Here is a 17,167-nt window from a genome sequence, read left to right as displayed (position 1 = left end):
ATTTCGTCTGCCCGCAAACAGGTGGGCAAACTGGCTTACTCGGCGCGCAGTGTCTTCACGCCTTCGCTCGTACCCAGCAACAACAGATCCGCCGGACGTGCCGCGAACAAACCGTTGGTGACCACGCCGACGATCGCATTGATCTGCGTTTCCAGTTCCACCGGATTGGTGATCTGCATGTTGAACACGTCGAGGATGATGTTGCCGTTGTCGGTCAGCACGCCTTCACGGTAAACCGGGTCGCCACCGAGCTTCACCAGTTCGCGGGCCACGTGGCTGCGGGCCATCGGGATCACTTCCACCGGCAGCGGGAAAGTACCGAGGACCGGCACCAGCTTGCTGGCGTCGGCGATGCAGATGAAGGTCTTGGCCACGGCCGCGACAATCTTCTCGCGGGTCAGGGCCGCGCCGCCGCCCTTGATCAGGTTCAGGTGCTCGTCGCTTTCATCAGCGCCGTCGACATAGAACTCCAGGTCGCTGACGGTGTTCAGTTCGTACACCGGAATCCCGTGGCCCTTGAGGCGTGCGGCGGTGGCTTCGGAGCTGGCGACAGCGCCGTCGAATGCGCCCTTTTGCTTGGCCAGCGCGTCGATAAAGCAATTGGCGGTGGAGCCGGTGCCGACCCCGACGATGCTCTTGTCGTCGAGTTTCGGAAGGATGAAGTCGACGGCGGCCTGAGCCACTGCCTGTTTGAGTTGATCCTGGTTCATGCGGGCTCCGGGGTGCCGAGGAGGGGACGAAAGGCCGGCATTATAGCCCTAAGCGGGGCTAAAACCTCTGCATTCGTATGGTCGTACAGTTGAAAGCCGGGTTAGACTCCTTGGTCCTGCCCAACCCGCTCAGTGATGCTTTCCGATGCTTGAACAGTACGTCAAAAAGATCCTCACCTCGCGCGTTTATGACGTTGCCGTAGAAACCCCGCTGCAGACTGCCCGCCAGCTCTCCGAGCGGCTGGGCAACAGCATTTGGCTCAAGCGCGAAGACTTGCAGCCGGTGTTCTCGTTCAAGATTCGCGGCGCCTACAACAAGTTGACCCAGTTGAGCGACGAAGAACGCGCTCGCGGCGTGGTCACCGCGTCGGCGGGCAACCATGCCCAGGGCCTGGCCCTGGCGGCCAAGGTGTTGGGCGTGAAAGCGACCATTGTCATGCCCAAGACTACCCCGGAGATCAAGGTCGAAGGCGTGCGCTCCCGTGGTGGCAAAGTGGTGCTGCACGGCGATTCGTTCCCGGAAGCCCTGGCCTACTCGCTGAAACTGGTCGACGAAAAAGGCTACGTCTACATTCACCCGTACGACGACCCCCACACCATAGCCGGGCAGGGCACCGTGGCGATGGAGATTCTGCGCCAGCATCCGCAGCCACTGGATGCGATTTTCGTCCCGGTGGGCGGCGGCGGCCTGATCGCCGGCATCGCCGCTTACGTGAAGTACCTGCGCCCGGACATCAAGGTCATCGGCGTCGAACCGGATGACTCCAATTGCCTGCAAGCCGCCATGGCGGCGGGTGAGCGTGTGGTACTGCCGACCGTAGGCCTCTTCGCCGACGGCGTGGCGGTGGCCCAGATCGGTCAGCACACCTTTGACATCTGCAAAGACCATGTCGACGAAGTGATCACCGTCAGCACCGACGAAATCTGCGCGGCGATCAAGGATATCTACGACGATACCCGCTCGATCACCGAACCTGCCGGCGCCTTGGGCGTGGCCGGGATCAAGAAGTATGTCGAGCAGCGCGGCGTCAGCGGCCAGACCTTCGTGGCCATCGACTCCGGGGCCAACGTTAACTTCGATCGCCTGCGCCATGTCGCCGAGCGTGCGGAGCTGGGTGAGGGCCGCGAAGCAATCATCGCCGTGACCATTCCCGAGAAACCGGGCAGCTTCAAGGCGTTCTGCGAGGCCATCGGCAAGCGTCAGATCACCGAATTCAACTACCGCTACAACACCGGCAGCGAAGCGCACATCTTTGTCGGCGTGCAGACCCACCCGGAAAACGACCCGCGCAGCGCGTTGATCGCCAGCCTGAGCGAGCAGGGTTTCCCGGTGCTGGACCTGACCGATAACGAACTGGCCAAGCTGCACATCCGCCACATGGTGGGTGGGCGTGCGGCGCATGTGGTCGATGAAGTGATCCTGCGTTTCGAATTCCCGGAGCGTCCGGGCGCGCTGTTCAACTTCCTCAACAAGCTCGGCGGGCGCTGGAACATCTCGATGTTCCACTACCGCAACCATGGCGCGGCCGATGGCCGTGTCGTCGCGGGCCTGCAAGTGCCTCACGACGAGCGCCACCTGGTGCCGGCGGCGCTGGAAGAAATCGGTTACCCATACTGGGACGAAAGCGACAACCCGGCTTATCAGCTGTTTCTTGGCTGAACGGCTACGCTGACGGGCAAGGAAATAAGGAAATCTGACAATGGAAACGTTAACTGCCCTGAAAGCGGCGCACATGGTGGCAACGGTTGTACTGCTGGCCTGTGCGCTGGGGCTGGGAGCCTGGGTTTTGCTTGCGCGGCGCAAGGGTGACGCGACGGCGGGTAGTCGAACCTTGCAGCGGCCAAGGGTATATGTCTGGCTGCTGATGGGCCTGGCGCTGCTGAGCATGCCGTTTACCGGCTGGTGGATGGTGCACCTGGTGGGCTGGCCGCTGGGGCAAGCCTGGTTGCTGGTGTCGAGCGTGCTGTACACCGTGGCGGCGCTGGCGTGGTTCTGGCTGCTGGTGCGGCTGAACAAGCTGCGCAAGACACCGGGTGGTGTGGGGAAATTCACCTTTGCCTTGGCGTTGTTCAGTTTTGTCTGTCTTGTGGCCATTGCCGGGTTGATGGGTGCCAAGCCTGTTTGACCCAAAAAGATCGCAGCCTTCGGCAGCTCCTACAGGTGTGCGCGCGATACCTTGTAGGAGCTGCCGAAGGCTGCGATCTTTTGATTTATCAATCGCGCAACGAAATCACCGGCCAACCCCGCTTCTCGGCCTCGGCTCGCAGATTCGGGTCCGGATCAACCGCCACCGCATGAGTCACCTGCTCCAGCAACGGAAAATCATTCATCGAGTCGCTATAGAAGTAGCTGTCTTCCAGCGTAAACCCGGTTTCCTCCAGCCAGCGATTCAAGCGCGTCACCTTGCCCTCGCGAAAGCACGGCACGTCGGTGCTGCGCCCGGTGTAGCGGCCGTCGACCATTTCGCATTCGGTGGCGATCAGGGTTTCGACACCCAGGCGCTCGGCAATCGGCCCGGTGACGAAGCGGTTGGTCGCAGTGATGATCACCAGTTTGTCGCCGGCCGCGCGGTGCTTGGCCAAAAGCTCGATGGCTTTGGGCAGCAGGATCGGTTCGATGCAGTCGCGCATGTAATCGCTGTGCCATTGAGCCAGCGTGGCCATTTCGGTGCGGCCGAGGACTTCCAGGCAGAAGTTCAGGTAAGCGGCGTTATCCAGTTTGCCGGCCAGGTAATCCTGGTAGAACGCATCGTTGCGTGCCTTGTAGGCGACGGCGTCTAGAAAGCCGCGCTCGCACAGGTAATCGCCCCAAGCGTGATCGCTGTCACCGCCCAGAAGGGTGTTGTCCAAATCGAATAAAGCCAGGCGCATTACAGTTACCCGCTGAAAAGTCAGTAAAAAGGCGACAAGAATACGGTCTTTTCACAAGAGTGCACATAAGGTAGGAACCTTCGTTGCCGCCTTCACAACCTTTGTGGAACAATGCGGCGACATGCGTTTGCGAGGTTGTTGCCGTGATCGACCCCGATGGTTTTCGCCCCAATGTCGGGATCATTCTGACGAATGACGCCGGCCAGGTGCTATGGGCTCGCCGAATCAATCAAGATGCCTGGCAGTTTCCGCAGGGGGGAATCAACCCCGAAGAGACGCCGGAAGACGCCTTGTACCGCGAGCTGAACGAAGAAGTGGGCCTTGAACGCGAAGATGTTGAAATTCTCGCCTGCACCCGGGGCTGGTTGCGCTATCGTTTGCCGCAACGTCTGGTACGTACCCACAGCCAACCGCTGTGCATCGGCCAGAAACAGAAATGGTTTCTCCTGCGCCTGATCTCCAACGAGCAGCGGGTGCGGATGGATTTGACCGGTAAACCGGAATTCGATGGCTGGCGCTGGGTCAGCTATTGGTATCCGTTGGGCCAGGTGGTGACATTCAAGCGCGAGGTGTATCGACGCGCTCTCAAAGAGCTTGCCCCGCGCCTTTTAGCGCGCGACTGACGACGGAGTTCGACCCCGAGCCATGCTCAATACGCTGCGCAAGATCGTCCAGGAAGTTAACTCCGCCAAGGATCTCAAGGCGGCGTTGGGGATTATTGTGTTGCGCGTCAAAGAGGCCATGGGCAGCCAGGTCTGCTCGGTCTACCTGCTTGATCCGGAGACCAACCGGTTCGTGCTGATGGCTACCGAGGGCTTGAACAAGCGCTCGATCGGCAAGGTCAGCATGGCGCCCAACGAAGGTCTGGTGGGTCTGGTCGGCACGCGTGAAGAACCCCTGAACCTCGAAAACGCCGCGGACCACCCGCGCTACCGCTACTTCGCCGAAACCGGTGAAGAGCGCTACGCCTCGTTCCTCGGTGCGCCGATCATTCACCACCGCCGCGTCGTTGGCGTGTTGGTCATCCAGCAAAAAGAACGTCGCCAGTTCGATGAGGGTGAAGAAGCCTTCCTCGTGACCATGAGCGCGCAGCTCGCCGGTGTTATCGCCCACGCCGAAGCCACCGGTTCGATCCGTGGCCTCGGTCGCCAGGGCAAGGGCATCCAGGAAGCCAAGTTCGTCGGCGTGCCGGGTTCGCCGGGTGCCGCGGTTGGTACGGCGGTAGTCATGTTGCCCCCGGCCGATCTGGACGTGGTGCCGGATAAGGCCATTTCTGACATCGACGCCGAGCTCAAGCTGTTCAAGACCGCCATCGAAGGCGTACGCGCCGACATGCGCGCGTTGTCGGCCAAGCTCGCCACCCAGCTGCGCCCCGAAGAACGGGCCTTGTTCGACGTCTACCTGATGATGCTCGACGATGCCGCGCTGGGCAGCGAAGTCACCACCGTGATCAAGACCGGCCAGTGGGCCCAGGGCGCGTTGCGCCAGGTGGTCACCGATCACGTCAACCGCTTTGAATTGATGGACGACGCTTACCTGCGTGAGCGTGCCTCCGACGTCAAGGATCTCGGCCGTCGCTTGCTGGCTTATTTGCAGGAAGAGCGCCAGCAAACCCTGGTCTACCCCGACAACACTATTCTGGTCAGCGAAGAACTGACGCCGGCGATGCTCGGCGAGGTGCCGGAAGGCAAGCTGGCCGGCCTGGTGTCGGTGCTCGGTTCCGGTAACTCCCACGTCGCCATCCTCGCCCGCGCCATGGGCATTCCGACCGTGATGGGCCTGGTCGACCTGCCGTACTCCAAGGTCGACGGCATCCAGATGATCGTCGACGGCTACCACGGCGAGGTCTACACCAACCCGAGTGAAGTGCTGCGCAAGCAGTTCGCCGAGGTGGTCGAGGAAGAGAAACAACTGGCCCTGGGGCTGGATGCGCTGCGCGACCTGCCGTGCGTGACAGTCGATGGCCACCGCATGCCGCTGTGGGTCAACACCGGCCTGCTGGCGGATGTGGCGCGCGCGCAGAAGCGCGGTGCCGAAGGCGTGGGTCTGTACCGCACCGAAGTGCCGTTCATGATCAACCAGCGTTTCCCGAGCGAAAAGGAACAACTGGCGATCTACCGCGAACAGCTGTCCGCGTTCCACCCGCAACCGGTGACCATGCGAACCCTGGACATCGGCGGCGACAAATCGCTGTCGTACTTCCCGATCAAGGAAGACAACCCCTTCCTCGGCTGGCGCGGCATTCGCGTCACCCTTGATCACCCGGAAATTTTCCTGGTGCAGACCCGCGCCATGCTCAAGGCCAGTGAAGGCCTGAACAACCTGCGCATCCTGCTGCCGATGATTTCCGGCACCCACGAGCTGGAGGAAGCCCTGCACCTGATCCACCGTGCCTGGGGTGAAGTGCGTGACGAGGGCTGCGACGTACCGATGCCGCCGATTGGCGTCATGATCGAGATTCCGGCGGCGGTGTACCAGACCAAGGAACTGGCGCGGCAAGTGGACTTCCTGTCGGTCGGCTCCAACGACCTGACCCAGTACCTGTTGGCCGTGGACCGCAACAACCCGCGGGTGGCCGACCTCTACGATTACCTGCACCCGGCGGTGCTGCAGGCGCTGCAGAATGTGGTGCGTGATGCCCACGCCGAAGGCAAGCCAGTGAGTATCTGCGGTGAAATGGCCGGTGATCCGGCGGCGGCGGTGCTGTTGATGGCGATGGGGTTCGACAGTTTGTCGATGAACGCCACCAACTTGCCGAAAGTGAAGTGGATGCTGCGCCAGATCAACCTGAGCAAGGCCAAGGAGCTGCTGGCAGAGCTGATGACCATCGACAATCCGCAAGTGATTCACAGCTCGTTGCAGCTGGCGCTGAAGAACCTCGGGTTGGCGCGGATGATCAATCCGGCAGCGATCAAGCCCCTCTAAAACGCTGACGGCCCCTGTGGCGAGGGAGCTTGCTCCCGCTGGAGTGCGAAGCGCTCCTAACTCCGGCTAATGCGGTTTTTCAGAAAAACTGTGGTAGCTGGATTGCGACTGCTTCGCAGCCGAGCGGGACGGTGCGGCGATCCGACAAGCAACCTCGCCACAGGGCCACGTCAGATCAAATTTTGAGTTCCACTTCTCCAAGATGCCCACCAAACGGCCCGAAACTCCTTTCGACCATATGCAGCGCCCCATCCGCCTGCACAATCAACGCCGTACTCGCCCGCGTTCCATAGCTCTGGCTGGCAATGAACACGCTCGACAGCAGCGTCTCGGTGGCCAGTCCGACACCGGTATCCGGCAACTCGGCAAACGGCGCGGTCTGTGCATCGCTCAATAACGCCAGCAGCGCCTGCGGCTGCGGATCATCCAGCACCTCGCTCAATGCAGCCTTGGCCTTGAGCAACTTCGGCCACGGCGTATCCAGCCCGGCGTTCGACACGCCGTAGACTCCCGGTTGCAGCATCACGGCTTGCGTTTCCCGGGCGTTGAAGTGCCAGAGCTCGTTCCTGTTGCCAACCAGTAGATTGAAACCGCCATATTCAAGCGAACGTCGGACAACGTCGGCCAAATAGTCATCAATCGAGCAGTCGCCATTGAGAAATCGCGCCACCAGCTCCCCACGAGACTTGCGCCCCGGTGGCCGATGGGGGTCGCGGATGTTGGTCAGCGCCGCAAAGCGTCCGTTGGCACCGATACCGAGCCAGGTGCCACCGGCCTCGAGGTCGCGCCCCGCATGCACGTGCGGCGCTTCGGGCCATGGCGCCAGGGGCAGGCTGGGGCGGGCGTAGAATTCATCGCGATTGGCCGCCACGACCAGCGGCTGGGCATGACCCGGTCGCCAGGCAAAAACAATCAGGCACATCAGGCTGTCCTTGTGTGTTTTTTGCTCACTCTACGCAGACATCGCTCATCGATCCATCGCCTTGCGCAGTGGAGCTTGAGGCCATGCATCCGTTACCATGCCGCTCCGGTTTTGGGGATGCGGGCGGGACGACCATGGAATTTCTGCTCTATCTGGCGCTCGGCGCCTGTGCAGGTGTACTCGCCGGGCTGTTTGGCGTGGGTGGCGGGATTATCATAGTCCCGGTGCTGGTGTTCAGCTTCAAGGCCCAAGGGTTCGATCCGTCGATCCTCACGCACCTGGCAGTGGGTACGTCCCTGGCGACGATCATCTTTACCTCGGTAAACGCGGTACGCGAGCATCATCGCCGTGGCGCCGTGCGTTGGCCGATCTTCATGTGGATGACCGTCGGTATTCTGCTCGGAGCCGGGTTCGGCGCGCTGACGGCCGAAGCGATTTCCGGCCCCAACCTGCAGAAGCTCATTGGTGTATTCGCCCTGGTGATCGCCGCTCAGCTGGCGCTGGAGATCAAACCCAAGGCCAGCCGAACCGTGCCGGGCAAACTCGGTCTGACCGTGGCCGGCAGCGTGATTGGCTGGGCTTCGGCGATTTTCGGCATTGGCGGCGGTTCGTTGACCGTACCATTCCTGACCTGGCGCAGCGTGCCGATGCAGCAAGCGGTGGCCACTTCATCGGCCTGCGGTCTGCCGATTGCCCTGGCCAGTGCATTAAGTTTCATGATTCTGGGCTGGCACGATCCGTTGCTCCCGGCCCATAGTCTCGGTTTTATCTATTTGCCGGCGTTGCTGGGCATTGCCCTGACCAGCATGGTGTTCGCCCGCTTGGGCGCGCGATTGGCCCACAGGTTGTCGCCGAAGTTGCTGAAACGGCTGTTTGCCGCTTTGCTGTTCTGCGTCGGCCTGAACTTTCTAGTCTGAAGCATCTGCTCTGACGGGCAGCGCAATCCTGGCTTAATCCTGAGGTGGCAGCGTCGCCCGGGAATTTTTAAGATTTGAATCTCTAACGAGGAGTCGCAATGCTGCCTTACCCGCAGATCGACCCGGTGGCCCTGGCCATCGGTCCGCTGAAAATCCACTGGTACGGCTTGATGTACCTGATCGGCATTGGCGGCGCCTGGCTGCTGGCGTCCCGCCGCCTGAACCGCTTCGACCCGACCTGGACCAAGGAGAAACTCTCCGACATGGTGTTCTGGATGTCGATGGGGGTGATCGTCGGCGGACGTCTGGGTTATGTGCTGTTCTACGATCTGAGCGCTTACCTGGCCAACCCGATGCTGATTTTCGAAGTGTGGAAGGGCGGCATGTCGTTCCACGGCGGTTTCATCGGCGTGATGCTGGCGGCATTGTGGTTCGGCAAGAAGAACAACAAGTCGTTCTTCCAACTGATGGATTTCGTTGCGCCGATGGTGCCGATTGGCCTGGGCGCCGGGCGTATCGGCAACTTCATCAACGCCGAGTTGTGGGGCAAGGCGACCGATGTGCCATGGGCGATGGTCTTTCCGACCGATCCGGCGCAACTGGCGCGTCATCCGTCGCAGCTGTACCAGTTCGCCCTCGAAGGCGTGGCACTGTTCCTGATTCTCTGGCTGTTCTCGCGCAAGCCACGGCCGACCATGGCGGTATCGGGGATGTTCGCGCTGTTCTATGGCATCTTCCGTTTCATCGTCGAGTTCGTCCGCGTACCGGACGCCCAGTTGGGCTATCTGGCCTGGAACTGGCTGACCATGGGCCAGGTACTGTGCGTGCCGATGATCGTCGGCGGGCTGTTCCTGATCTGGCTGGCGTATCACCGCGCCCCGGCAACTCCAGCGGCAGCCGTATAAAATTCGAACCCCGGGGCTACGGTCCCGGGTTCAAGGACACAGGTAATTCATGAAGCAATATCTCGAACTGGTCGCCCACGTCATCAAGAACGGCACCAAACAGGCCAACCGTACCGGCGTGAACACCATCAGCTTTCCCGGTGCGATGCTGCGTTATGACCTGCAGGAAGGTTTCCCGGCGATTACCACGCGCAAGATGGCGTTTAAATCGGCCATTGGCGAAATGTGCGGATTCCTGCGTGGCGTGAACAACGCTGCCGAATTCCGCGCCCTGGGCTGCAAGGTCTGGGACCAGAACGCCAACGAAAACGCCCAGTGGCTGGCCAACCCGTTCCGTCAGGGCGAAGATGACCTCGGCGAAATCTATGGCGTGCAATGGCGCAAATGGCCTGCGTACAAGCAGATCCCGGTCAGCAACCCGGCTGCCATCGAGCAGACCCTGAAGCAAGGCTATCGCCAGATTGCCGAAGGCGAAGAAGACGGCCAGGCCTATGTGGTGCTCTACAAGGCCATCGATCAGGTTCGCCAGTGCGTCGACACCATCATCAAGGACCCGGGCAGCCGCCGCATCCTGTTCCATGGCTGGAACTGCGCGCAGCTAGATGAAATGGCCTTGCCACCGTGCCACCTGCTCTACCAGTTCCACCCGAATGTCGAGACCAGGGAGATTTCCCTGACCCTCTACATCCGCTCCAACGACCTGGGCCTGGGCACGCCGTTCAACCTCACCGAAGGTGCTGCGCTGTTGAGCCTGATTGGTCGCCTGACGGGCTACACGCCGCGTTGGTTCACCTATTTCATCGGTGATGCCCACGTCTACGAAAACCACTTGGACATGCTCAACGAACAGCTCAAGCGCGAGCCGTTCCCGATGCCGAAACTGGTGATTTCTGACCGTGTGCCGGAGTTTGCCAAGACGGGTGTTTACCAGCCGGAATGGCTGGAGTTGGTGGAACCGGGGGATTTCTCGCTGGAAGGGTACGAACACCACGCGCCGATGACCGCGCCGATGGCGGTCTGAAACACGACGCTTAACCAATGTGGGAGCGGGCTTGCTCGCGAAAGCGGTCTGCCAGTGATATTTCTATCAGCTGACACGGCCCCTTCGCGAGCAAGTCGAATCGTCGCACCGCCGCTCCCACATTTGGTTTTGTGTTGTTTTCAGTGACCGTGACTACGGCCAACGTGGGAATGCTCCACCTCCGTCGCCGCCACCCCGCCGCTCACTTCCAGGCGCTGCAAAATCCCGCATTGATCGACTCCCGGCCCTTCGCCACAGCGTTGGCGCAGGTCGAGCAGTTGTGCCTGCAAGGCCAGCAAGCCGTCGATCCGCGCCTTGACGTGGTGAATGTGCTCGTCGATCAGTGCATTCACGCTTTCACACTGATCCTGCGGACTGTCGCGAAACGCCAGCAGGCTGCGGATTTCCTCGAGCGTCATGTCGAGGGTGCGACAGTTGCGGATGAATGTCAGGCGCTCGGCGTGGGCCTGGGTATAGACGCGATAATTGCCGTCACTGCGGGCCGGTTCCGGCAGAAGGCTCTCGCGCTCGTAGTAGCGGATCGTTTCCACGGCGCAGTCCGTGAGTTTCGCCAATTCTCCAATTTTCATGACGCCAATCTCCAAAACTCCGGAATGGGTGCTTGACCCTATAGTGGCTACAGGGTCTTTACTTGGCAACAGGCACTCTTATGGACGCAACCAATGAGCGATTCCCTGCATTCCCACAAACCCGAGGCTGGAAACGAGCACAGCCACAAGCTCAAACCCGTGAAAAAACATGACCACGGCGGTCATGGCGACGCCTGTTGTTCATCTAAAGCGGCAGCGCCTGCGCTGGTAAAACTGAGCGAATTGCCGACGCCCGGGGCCCGACTGAGCCGTTTTCGCATCGAGGCGATGGACTGTCCAACCGAACAGACGCTTATCCAGAATAAGCTAAGCAAACTGACCGGCGTGCACCAGTTGGAGTTCAATCTGATTAATCGGGTGCTCGGCGTGACCCACGATTTTCCTGGAGTCGAGCCGATCGTCGAGGCCATCAAGTCCTTGGGCATGCAGGCCGAACCGCTGGAACAGGGTGCTGAAGCCCCGACGCCGACGCCGGCGCCTGGGAAAAAGCCGTGGTGGCCCTTGGCGCTATCCGGTGTTGGTGCATTGCTGGCAGAAGTTATCCACTTCACCGGCTTCGCGCCGAACTGGGCGGTGGCGGTTATCGCGCTGGTCTCGATCCTCAGCGGTGGCCTTGGTACTTACAAAAAAGGCTGGATCGCCCTTAAGAACCGCAACCTGAACATCAACGCCCTGATGAGCATTGCCGTGACCGGCGCGGTGCTGATCGGCCAGTGGCCGGAAGCGGCGATGGTGATGTTCCTGTTCACCGTGGCCGAGTTGATCGAAGCCAAATCCCTCGACCGTGCGCGCAATGCCATCAGCGGTTTGATGCAAATGACCCCGGACACGGCAACGGTGTTGCAGGCTGACGGGAGCTGGCTTGAGCAGGATGTCAAAAGCATCGGGCTTGGCGCGCGGGTACGGGTGCGCCCCGGTGAGCGTATCGGCCTGGACGGTGAAGTGTTGTCCGGTCGCTCGACCATCGACCAGGCGCCAATCACCGGTGAAAGCCTGCCGGTGGAAAAAACCGTCGGCGACAAAGTGTTCGCCGGGACCATCAATCAGGCCGGTTCGCTGGAGTACGCGGTGACCGCCGTGGCGGATAACTCGACCCTGGCCCGCATCATCCACGCCGTCGAGCAGGCCCAAGGGGCGCGGGCGCCGACCCAGCGTTTCGTCGACAGCTTCTCGAAAATCTACACCCCGGCGGTGTTTGTCCTGGCCTTGGCCGTGGCGGTGATCCCGCCATTGTTCATGGGCGAGTTGTGGTTCGACTGGATCTACCGGGCGCTGGTGCTGCTGGTGGTGGCCTGCCCCTGTGCGCTGGTGATTTCCACGCCGGTGACCATCGTCAGCGGCCTCGCGGCGGCGGCGCGCAAAGGCATTCTGGTCAAGGGCGGCGTCTATCTGGAGGGCGGTTACAAGCTCGATTACCTGGCCCTGGACAAGACCGGTACCATCACTCACGGCAAACCGGTGCAGACCGACTACCTGTCGCTAGACCCGACCGCCGACGACTCGGCGCCCGCCATTGCCGCCGCGCTGGCCGGGCGCTCGGATCACCCGGTCTCCCTGGCCATCGCCAAAGCGGCTGTGGATAACCAGACCGCGATGCTGATTGTGGATAACTTCGAAGCGCTTGGCGGGCGCGGGGTGCGCGGCGAGATCAACGGCCAGCTCTACCATTTGGGCAATCATCGACTGGTGGAAGATCTGGGCCTGTGTTCGCCGGCGCTGGAGGAAAAGCTGTTTGCCCTGGAAAAACAGGGAAAATCGGTGGTGTTGCTGCTCGATTCGTCCGGCCCTTTGGCGCTGTTTGCCGTGGCGGACACGGTAAAGGAGTCAAGCCGCGAGGCTATCCGGCAGTTGCATGACCTGGGCATCAAGACCCTGATGCTCACCGGCGATAACGTCCACACCGCGCAAGCCATTGCCGTGCAAGTCGGCATCGACGAAGCCCGGGGCGACCTGTTGCCAGGCGACAAATTGCAGGCTGTCGAGGAGCTTTACGCCCAAGGGCATCGGGTCGGCATGGTCGGCGATGGCATCAACGACGCCCCGGCCCTGGCGCGTTCCGAAATCGGCTTCGCCATGGCCGCCGCGGGTACCGATACCGCAATCGAAACCGCCGATGTCGCCCTGATGGACGACGATCTGCGCAAAATCCCGGCGTTCATTCGACTGTCTCGGCAGACCTCGAGCATCCTCAAACAGAACATCGCCCTGGCTTTGGTGATCAAGGCGATCTTTCTTGGGGTAACCTTCGCCGGGGTCGCTACCATGTGGATGGCGGTGTTCGCCGACATGGGCGTGAGTCTGCTGGTTGTGTTCAACGGTTTGCGCCTGCTGCGCAAGTAAAGGATGAGGGGCGGGTGTGCTGAGTGCCGAGCTGAAGGCGTTTTACATGGTGGCCCGCCTGGGCAGCATTACCCAGGCTGCCAAAAAGCTCGGCCTGAGCCAGCCGACGGTGACGACGCAGATCCGCAACCTCGAAAGTCAGTATTCGGTCGAGCTGTTCTACCGTGGCGGCCGGCGTCTCAGCGTCAGCGAGGAGGGCGCGCGGCTGCTGCCGATGGTCAAGGTGCTGATGCAGCAGGAAGCCGACATCGAGTTTTTCCTGCGTAACTGCGGTCAGGTCCAGGGCACGTTGCGCATAGCCGCCACGGCGCCGTATTACATTCTCGACCTGGTGAAAACCTTCCGCGAACGCCTGCCGCAGGTTGAGGTTTCGGTGGAAATCGGCAACTCCCAACAGGTGCTTGAAGCGCTGGAGGATTACCGGGTCGATGTCGCGGCCTCGTCGCAGTTGCTTGACGACGCGCGACTGGTTCGCCGGGTGCTCGGTAGCGATCCGCTGGTGCTGGCGGTGCATCGCAATCATCCGCTGGCGGTTCACGATCACGTGCCGCTCGGCGCCTTGGCCGGGCACACCTTGCTGATGCGCGAACCGGGCTCGACCACCCGTCGTTTGACCGAAGAGTTGCTGCTCAGCGCTGGCGTGTGTTTCGGCCCGCTGCTGGAGATCGGCAGCCGCGAATCGATTCGCGAAGCGGTGCTGCGCAACATCGGCATCAGCATCATTGCCCGACAGGAAGTGCCCCATGATCCGCAACTGCGAGTGCTGACCATCGAGAATGCACCGCAGATACCCGAATACCTGTATTGCCTCAAGGAGCGCAAAAACGCGCGGCTGCCGGCGGCGTTTCTGGGGTTGGCGCAGGAAATGGCTCCGGCCTGAATTCTGTGGTGTCTGTACCGGCGCCATCGCGAGCAAGCTCGCTCCCACAGGGATTTTGGGTGTTCACACAATTTGTGTTTCACCTCAAACCCACTGTGGGAGCGAGCTTGCTCGCGATGAGGCCAGTTCAGGCAATACAAAATTTGAACCAAAATCCTTGAATACCACTATCGGCAGTTTTTGCCTTACTGCCACATGACGGACTCATTACAACTCTAGGATTGCCCCATCTGCTAGATGAGGTCCGTCCATGAACAACCCGATCGCAACTGCCTTGACCAACCCCGGTGCACCGATGAAAGTGCGCGGCGTACAGAAATGTTTTGGCGCTTTCACGGCGCTGGATAACGTTTCCCTCGACGTGGCGGCCGGTGAGCTGGTGTGTCTGCTCGGCCCGTCGGGTTGCGGCAAAACCACGTTGCTGCGTTGCATCGCCGGTCTGGAAAAGCAGGACAGCGGCGAGTTGTACCTCGGTGATCGTGACGTTTCCCACCTGGCGCCCCAAGCGCGGGACTACGGTATTCTGTTTCAGTCCTACGCGTTGTTTCCCAATCTCACCGTCGAAGCGAACATAGCCTACGGCCTCGCCGGCAGCGGTCGCGACGAAGTTCGCCGTCGTGTCGGTCAGATGTTGGAACTGGTCGGCCTGAGTGGCAGCGAGAAAAAGTATCCCGGTCAATTGTCCGGCGGCCAGCAGCAGCGGGTTGCCCTGGCTCGCGCCCTGGCCCCGGCACCTTCGCTGTTGCTGCTGGACGAGCCGATGTCGGCCCTCGATGCCCGGGTGCGCGAGCATCTGTGTACCGAGTTGCGCCAACTGCAACGCAACCTTGGCATCACCACCCTGATGGTCACCCACAATCAGGACGAGGCCATGCTGATGGCCGACCGCATCGCCGTGATGAACAACGGCAAGGTCGAGCAGTACGCCACGCCGCAGGAAATCTACAACCGCCCGGCCACGCCGTTTGTGGCGGAGTTCGTCGGCCAGGGTAATTGGCTACCCTTCCAGCGCAGCGGCGACAGCCACGCCCAGGTCGGCGGGATGAACATGCGTCTGGCCGATGGCAGCGCCAAGACCGCGTCGGGCCGCTTGTTCTGCCGTCCGGAAGCGATCAATGTCAATCCGCTGGTGCACGAGGAAAACCTGTTCCCGGCCAAGGTTCGCGAGATCACCTTCCTCGGCAACCGCTGCCGCATGAGCTTTGAACTCGATCATTTGCCGGGCCACGCCTTGCTGGCTGAGCTGGCGCCGGAAGCCATGCCGCGCCTTGGCACCCAGCAGATCATGGTCGCCTTGCCGCCGCGCAGCCTGCAGGTGTTTGCCTGATGAGCGCGAACATCGCCCTGCCGCTGCCGCACAAGCAGGTTCGGCAAACCACCCGCGCCGAGGTTGGTGACCGGTTGTTCGTGGTCGGTGGCAAAGTCCTCATGCTGGTGTTGTTGGGCGTTGCCGTATTGATGCCGTTGCTGGCGATCTTCTGGCGCGGTTTCAGCGCCGAAGCCGGGCAGGGCGGTGGCTGGGTCGCAGCGAAAGAGCTGGTGAGCAGCGAGAACTTCCATTGGTTGCTCGGTAACAGCCTGAAGGTTTCCCTCAGCGTCGCGGCCATTGTCGTACCGCTGGCCTACCTGTTTGCCTACGCCCTGCAACGCACCTTGATTCCGGCCAAAGGCATCTGGCGCGGTATTTCGCTGTTGCCATTGATGGCGCCGTCGATGCTGCCGGGGATTGCGCTGGTTTACCTGTTCGGCAACCAGGGCATGTTGCGTGGCCTGCTTTCGGACAACATCTACGGCTTCTGGGGCATTGTGCTCGGCGAAGTCATCTACACCTTCCCACACGCCTTGATGATTCTGCTGTCGGCCCTGTCCCTGGCCGATGCGCGACTGTTCGATGCTGCCTCCAGCATGGGAGCCAGCCCGGCCAAAGCCTTCCGCAGCATCACCTGGCCGGCGACCCGACAGGCTGTGTTCGCTGCGTTCTGCCTGGTGTTCACCCTGACCATCACCGATTTCGGCGTGCCCGTGGTGGTCGGTGGCGACTATCAAGTGCTGGCGCTGGAAGCCTACAAGGCGGTGGTCGGCCAGCAACAGTTTGGTCGCGGGGCGTTGATCGGCATGGTGCTGTTGCTGCCGGCGCTCTTCAGTTTCGGGGTCGATGCCTGGTTGCGTCGGCGCCATGGCGACGCCATGAGCGGTCGCGCCCAAGTGTTCAAGCCTTTGCCATCGAAGCTGCGCGACAGCTGCTACCTGGTCATCGTCCTGCTGATCTGCGCCGCGTTGCTGCTGGTGTTCGGCATGGCGGTGTTCTCGTCATTGGTGAAGTTCTGGCCGTACAACCTGTCGCTGTCGCTCAACCACTATCAGTTCAACGAAACCGCCGGCGGTGGCTGGCTGGCCTACGGCAACAGCCTGAAGATGGCCCTGGCCACGGCGTTGATCGGCAGCCTGCTGATTTTCACCGGCGCCTACCTGATGGAAAAAACCAAGGGCCAGCGCGGCCTGAACCTGACCTTGCGCATGCTCAGTTTCGTCCCGATGGCGGTACCGGGACTGGTGCTTGGGCTGGGTTACGTCTTCTTCTTCAATCTCACCGGCAACCCGCTGCATGTGCTGTACGGGACCATGACCCTGCTGATCGTCTGCACCATTGCTCACTATTTGACCACCGCACAAATGACCGCCACCACCGCGCTGCGTCAGCTCGACGCCGAGTTCGAAGCCGCCGCGCTGTCGCTCAAGGCGCCGCTGTATCGCCATTACCTGCGGGTCACCGTGCCTATCTGCCTGCCGGCACTACTGGACATCGTGCGCTACCTGTTCGTCTCGGCCATGACCACCGTTTCGGCGGCGATCTTCCTCTACAGCCCCGACACCATCCTCGCGGCGGTGGCGGTACTGAACATGGACGACGCCGGCAACGTCGGCGGTGCGGCAGCGATGTCGACGCTGATCCTGATTACCTCGGCGGGCGTGTCTCTGCTGCTGGCCTGGGCCTCGCGCGGTTTGCTGCGCCGCTCCCAAGCCTGGCGGCAGACCGCGCCCGGTCATTGAATCTGCACAACCCC

At 61.4% G+C, this 17,167-nt stretch carries 15 protein-coding genes; 11 read left to right on the top strand and 4 right to left on the bottom strand.

What is annotated here, in order from left to right:
* Positions 1-35 precede the first annotated feature (35 nt).
* Complete coding sequence (gene rpiA / locus AB4O40_RS16190; protein ID WP_460053850.1) at positions 36-710, bottom strand: ribose-5-phosphate isomerase RpiA; 675 nt, start codon at positions 708-710, stop codon at positions 36-38.
* A gap of 145 nt (positions 711-855) precedes the next feature.
* On the opposite strand from rpiA, the gene ilvA reads away from it, so the two are divergent.
* Together ilvA and AB4O40_RS16180 are read left to right on the top strand one after the other, a co-directional pair.
* The gene (ilvA, locus tag AB4O40_RS16185; protein ID WP_008048261.1) at positions 856-2,370 is read left to right on the top strand and encodes a threonine ammonia-lyase, biosynthetic; all 1,515 of its coding nucleotides are present in this window, start codon (positions 856-858) and stop codon (positions 2,368-2,370) included.
* A gap of 40 nt (positions 2,371-2,410) precedes the next feature.
* Entirely contained in the window at positions 2,411-2,836 is a 426-nt protein-coding gene (locus AB4O40_RS16180; protein WP_460053851.1) for a DUF2269 family protein, read from the top strand.
* Between the two features lie 88 nt (positions 2,837-2,924).
* On the opposite strand, the gene AB4O40_RS16175 is transcribed toward AB4O40_RS16180, so the two are convergent.
* Positions 2,925-3,581, bottom strand: coding sequence for a histidinol-phosphatase (locus AB4O40_RS16175; protein ID WP_056726442.1), 657 nt, complete (start codon positions 3,579-3,581; stop codon positions 2,925-2,927).
* Positions 3,582-3,724: 143 nt separating this feature from the next.
* Between AB4O40_RS16175 and AB4O40_RS16170 the strand changes: the two genes are divergently transcribed.
* Together AB4O40_RS16170 and ptsP are read left to right on the top strand one after the other, a co-directional pair.
* Entirely contained in the window at positions 3,725-4,204 is a 480-nt protein-coding gene (locus tag AB4O40_RS16170) for an RNA pyrophosphohydrolase (RefSeq protein ID WP_003229203.1), read from the top strand.
* A 22-nt stretch (positions 4,205-4,226) separates the two neighbouring features.
* On the top strand, positions 4,227-6,506 hold the full coding sequence (gene ptsP, locus AB4O40_RS16165; protein WP_056726443.1) for a phosphoenolpyruvate--protein phosphotransferase: 2,280 nt from the start codon (positions 4,227-4,229) through the stop codon (positions 6,504-6,506).
* A gap of 175 nt (positions 6,507-6,681) precedes the next feature.
* On the opposite strand, the gene AB4O40_RS16160 is transcribed toward ptsP, so the two are convergent.
* Positions 6,682-7,428, bottom strand: coding sequence for an NRDE family protein (locus tag AB4O40_RS16160; RefSeq protein WP_414913489.1), 747 nt, complete (start codon positions 7,426-7,428; stop codon positions 6,682-6,684).
* A gap of 134 nt (positions 7,429-7,562) precedes the next feature.
* Between AB4O40_RS16160 and AB4O40_RS16155 the strand changes: the two genes are divergently transcribed.
* The 3 genes from AB4O40_RS16155 (at position 7,563) to AB4O40_RS16145 (ending at position 10,271) form a co-directional block, all read left to right on the top strand.
* Positions 7,563-8,345, top strand: a complete 783-nt coding sequence (locus tag AB4O40_RS16155; protein WP_056726445.1) for a sulfite exporter TauE/SafE family protein — start codon at positions 7,563-7,565, stop codon at positions 8,343-8,345.
* A gap of 98 nt (positions 8,346-8,443) precedes the next feature.
* On the top strand, positions 8,444-9,250 hold the full coding sequence (lgt, locus tag AB4O40_RS16150) for a prolipoprotein diacylglyceryl transferase (protein WP_056726446.1): 807 nt from the start codon (positions 8,444-8,446) through the stop codon (positions 9,248-9,250).
* Positions 9,251-9,299: 49 nt separating this feature from the next.
* On the top strand, positions 9,300-10,271 hold the full coding sequence (locus tag AB4O40_RS16145; RefSeq protein ID WP_150755062.1) for a thymidylate synthase: 972 nt from the start codon (positions 9,300-9,302) through the stop codon (positions 10,269-10,271).
* Between the two features lie 140 nt (positions 10,272-10,411).
* Here the strand turns inward: AB4O40_RS16145 and cadR are convergent, their stop codons facing one another.
* Positions 10,412-10,861: a Cd(II)/Pb(II)-responsive transcriptional regulator gene (cadR, locus tag AB4O40_RS16140; protein WP_056726448.1), complete on the bottom strand. Its 450-nt coding sequence runs from the start codon at positions 10,859-10,861 to the stop codon at positions 10,412-10,414.
* A gap of 93 nt (positions 10,862-10,954) precedes the next feature.
* Here cadR and AB4O40_RS16135 point away from each other — a divergent pair, with 93 nt between their 5' ends.
* From AB4O40_RS16135 to AB4O40_RS16120, 4 genes are all read left to right on the top strand, one after another.
* On the top strand, positions 10,955-13,222 hold the full coding sequence (locus AB4O40_RS16135) for a heavy metal translocating P-type ATPase (protein ID WP_460053853.1): 2,268 nt from the start codon (positions 10,955-10,957) through the stop codon (positions 13,220-13,222).
* Between the two features lie 16 nt (positions 13,223-13,238).
* Positions 13,239-14,102: a LysR family transcriptional regulator gene (locus tag AB4O40_RS16130; RefSeq protein ID WP_056726450.1), complete on the top strand. Its 864-nt coding sequence runs from the start codon at positions 13,239-13,241 to the stop codon at positions 14,100-14,102.
* A gap of 250 nt (positions 14,103-14,352) precedes the next feature.
* The gene (locus AB4O40_RS16125; protein WP_056726451.1) at positions 14,353-15,429 is read left to right on the top strand and encodes a putative 2-aminoethylphosphonate ABC transporter ATP-binding protein; all 1,077 of its coding nucleotides are present in this window, start codon (positions 14,353-14,355) and stop codon (positions 15,427-15,429) included.
* Positions 15,429-17,153 (top strand): putative 2-aminoethylphosphonate ABC transporter permease subunit, encoded by a 1,725-nt coding sequence (locus AB4O40_RS16120; protein WP_223541310.1) that lies wholly within the window; start codon positions 15,429-15,431, stop codon positions 17,151-17,153. Before AB4O40_RS16125 ends, AB4O40_RS16120 begins: the two co-directional genes overlap by 1 nt.
* The last annotated feature ends 14 nt before the right edge of the window (positions 17,154-17,167 follow it).

It is taken from the genome of Pseudomonas sp. S2_F07 (assembly GCF_054668325.1).
The sequence above is the reverse complement of the archived record's forward strand: the minus strand, read 5'-3'. Positions and strand labels throughout refer to the sequence as shown.

What these genes read in the sequence shown, in the direction of transcription:
- rpiA (WP_460053850.1), bottom strand. Translation starts at nt 710, where the DNA reads ATGAACCAGGATCAACTCAAACAGGCAGTGGCTCAGGCCGCCGTCGAC.
- ilvA (WP_008048261.1), top strand. Translation starts at nt 856, where the DNA reads ATGCTTGAACAGTACGTCAAAAAGATCCTCACCTCGCGCGTTTATGAC.
- AB4O40_RS16180 (WP_460053851.1), top strand. Translation starts at nt 2,411, where the DNA reads ATGGAAACGTTAACTGCCCTGAAAGCGGCGCACATGGTGGCAACGGTT.
- AB4O40_RS16175 (WP_056726442.1), bottom strand. Translation starts at nt 3,581, where the DNA reads ATGCGCCTGGCTTTATTCGATTTGGACAACACCCTTCTGGGCGGTGAC.
- ptsP (WP_056726443.1), top strand. Translation starts at nt 4,227, where the DNA reads ATGCTCAATACGCTGCGCAAGATCGTCCAGGAAGTTAACTCCGCCAAG.
- AB4O40_RS16160 (WP_414913489.1), bottom strand. Translation starts at nt 7,428, where the DNA reads ATGTGCCTGATTGTTTTTGCCTGGCGACCGGGTCATGCCCAGCCGCTG.
- AB4O40_RS16155 (WP_056726445.1), top strand. Translation starts at nt 7,563, where the DNA reads ATGGAATTTCTGCTCTATCTGGCGCTCGGCGCCTGTGCAGGTGTACTC.
- lgt (WP_056726446.1), top strand. Translation starts at nt 8,444, where the DNA reads ATGCTGCCTTACCCGCAGATCGACCCGGTGGCCCTGGCCATCGGTCCG.
- AB4O40_RS16145 (WP_150755062.1), top strand. Translation starts at nt 9,300, where the DNA reads ATGAAGCAATATCTCGAACTGGTCGCCCACGTCATCAAGAACGGCACC.
- cadR (WP_056726448.1), bottom strand. Translation starts at nt 10,861, where the DNA reads ATGAAAATTGGAGAATTGGCGAAACTCACGGACTGCGCCGTGGAAACG.
- AB4O40_RS16135 (WP_460053853.1), top strand. Translation starts at nt 10,955, where the DNA reads ATGAGCGATTCCCTGCATTCCCACAAACCCGAGGCTGGAAACGAGCAC.
- AB4O40_RS16125 (WP_056726451.1), top strand. Translation starts at nt 14,353, where the DNA reads ATGAACAACCCGATCGCAACTGCCTTGACCAACCCCGGTGCACCGATG.
- AB4O40_RS16120 (WP_223541310.1), top strand. Translation starts at nt 15,429, where the DNA reads ATGAGCGCGAACATCGCCCTGCCGCTGCCGCACAAGCAGGTTCGGCAA.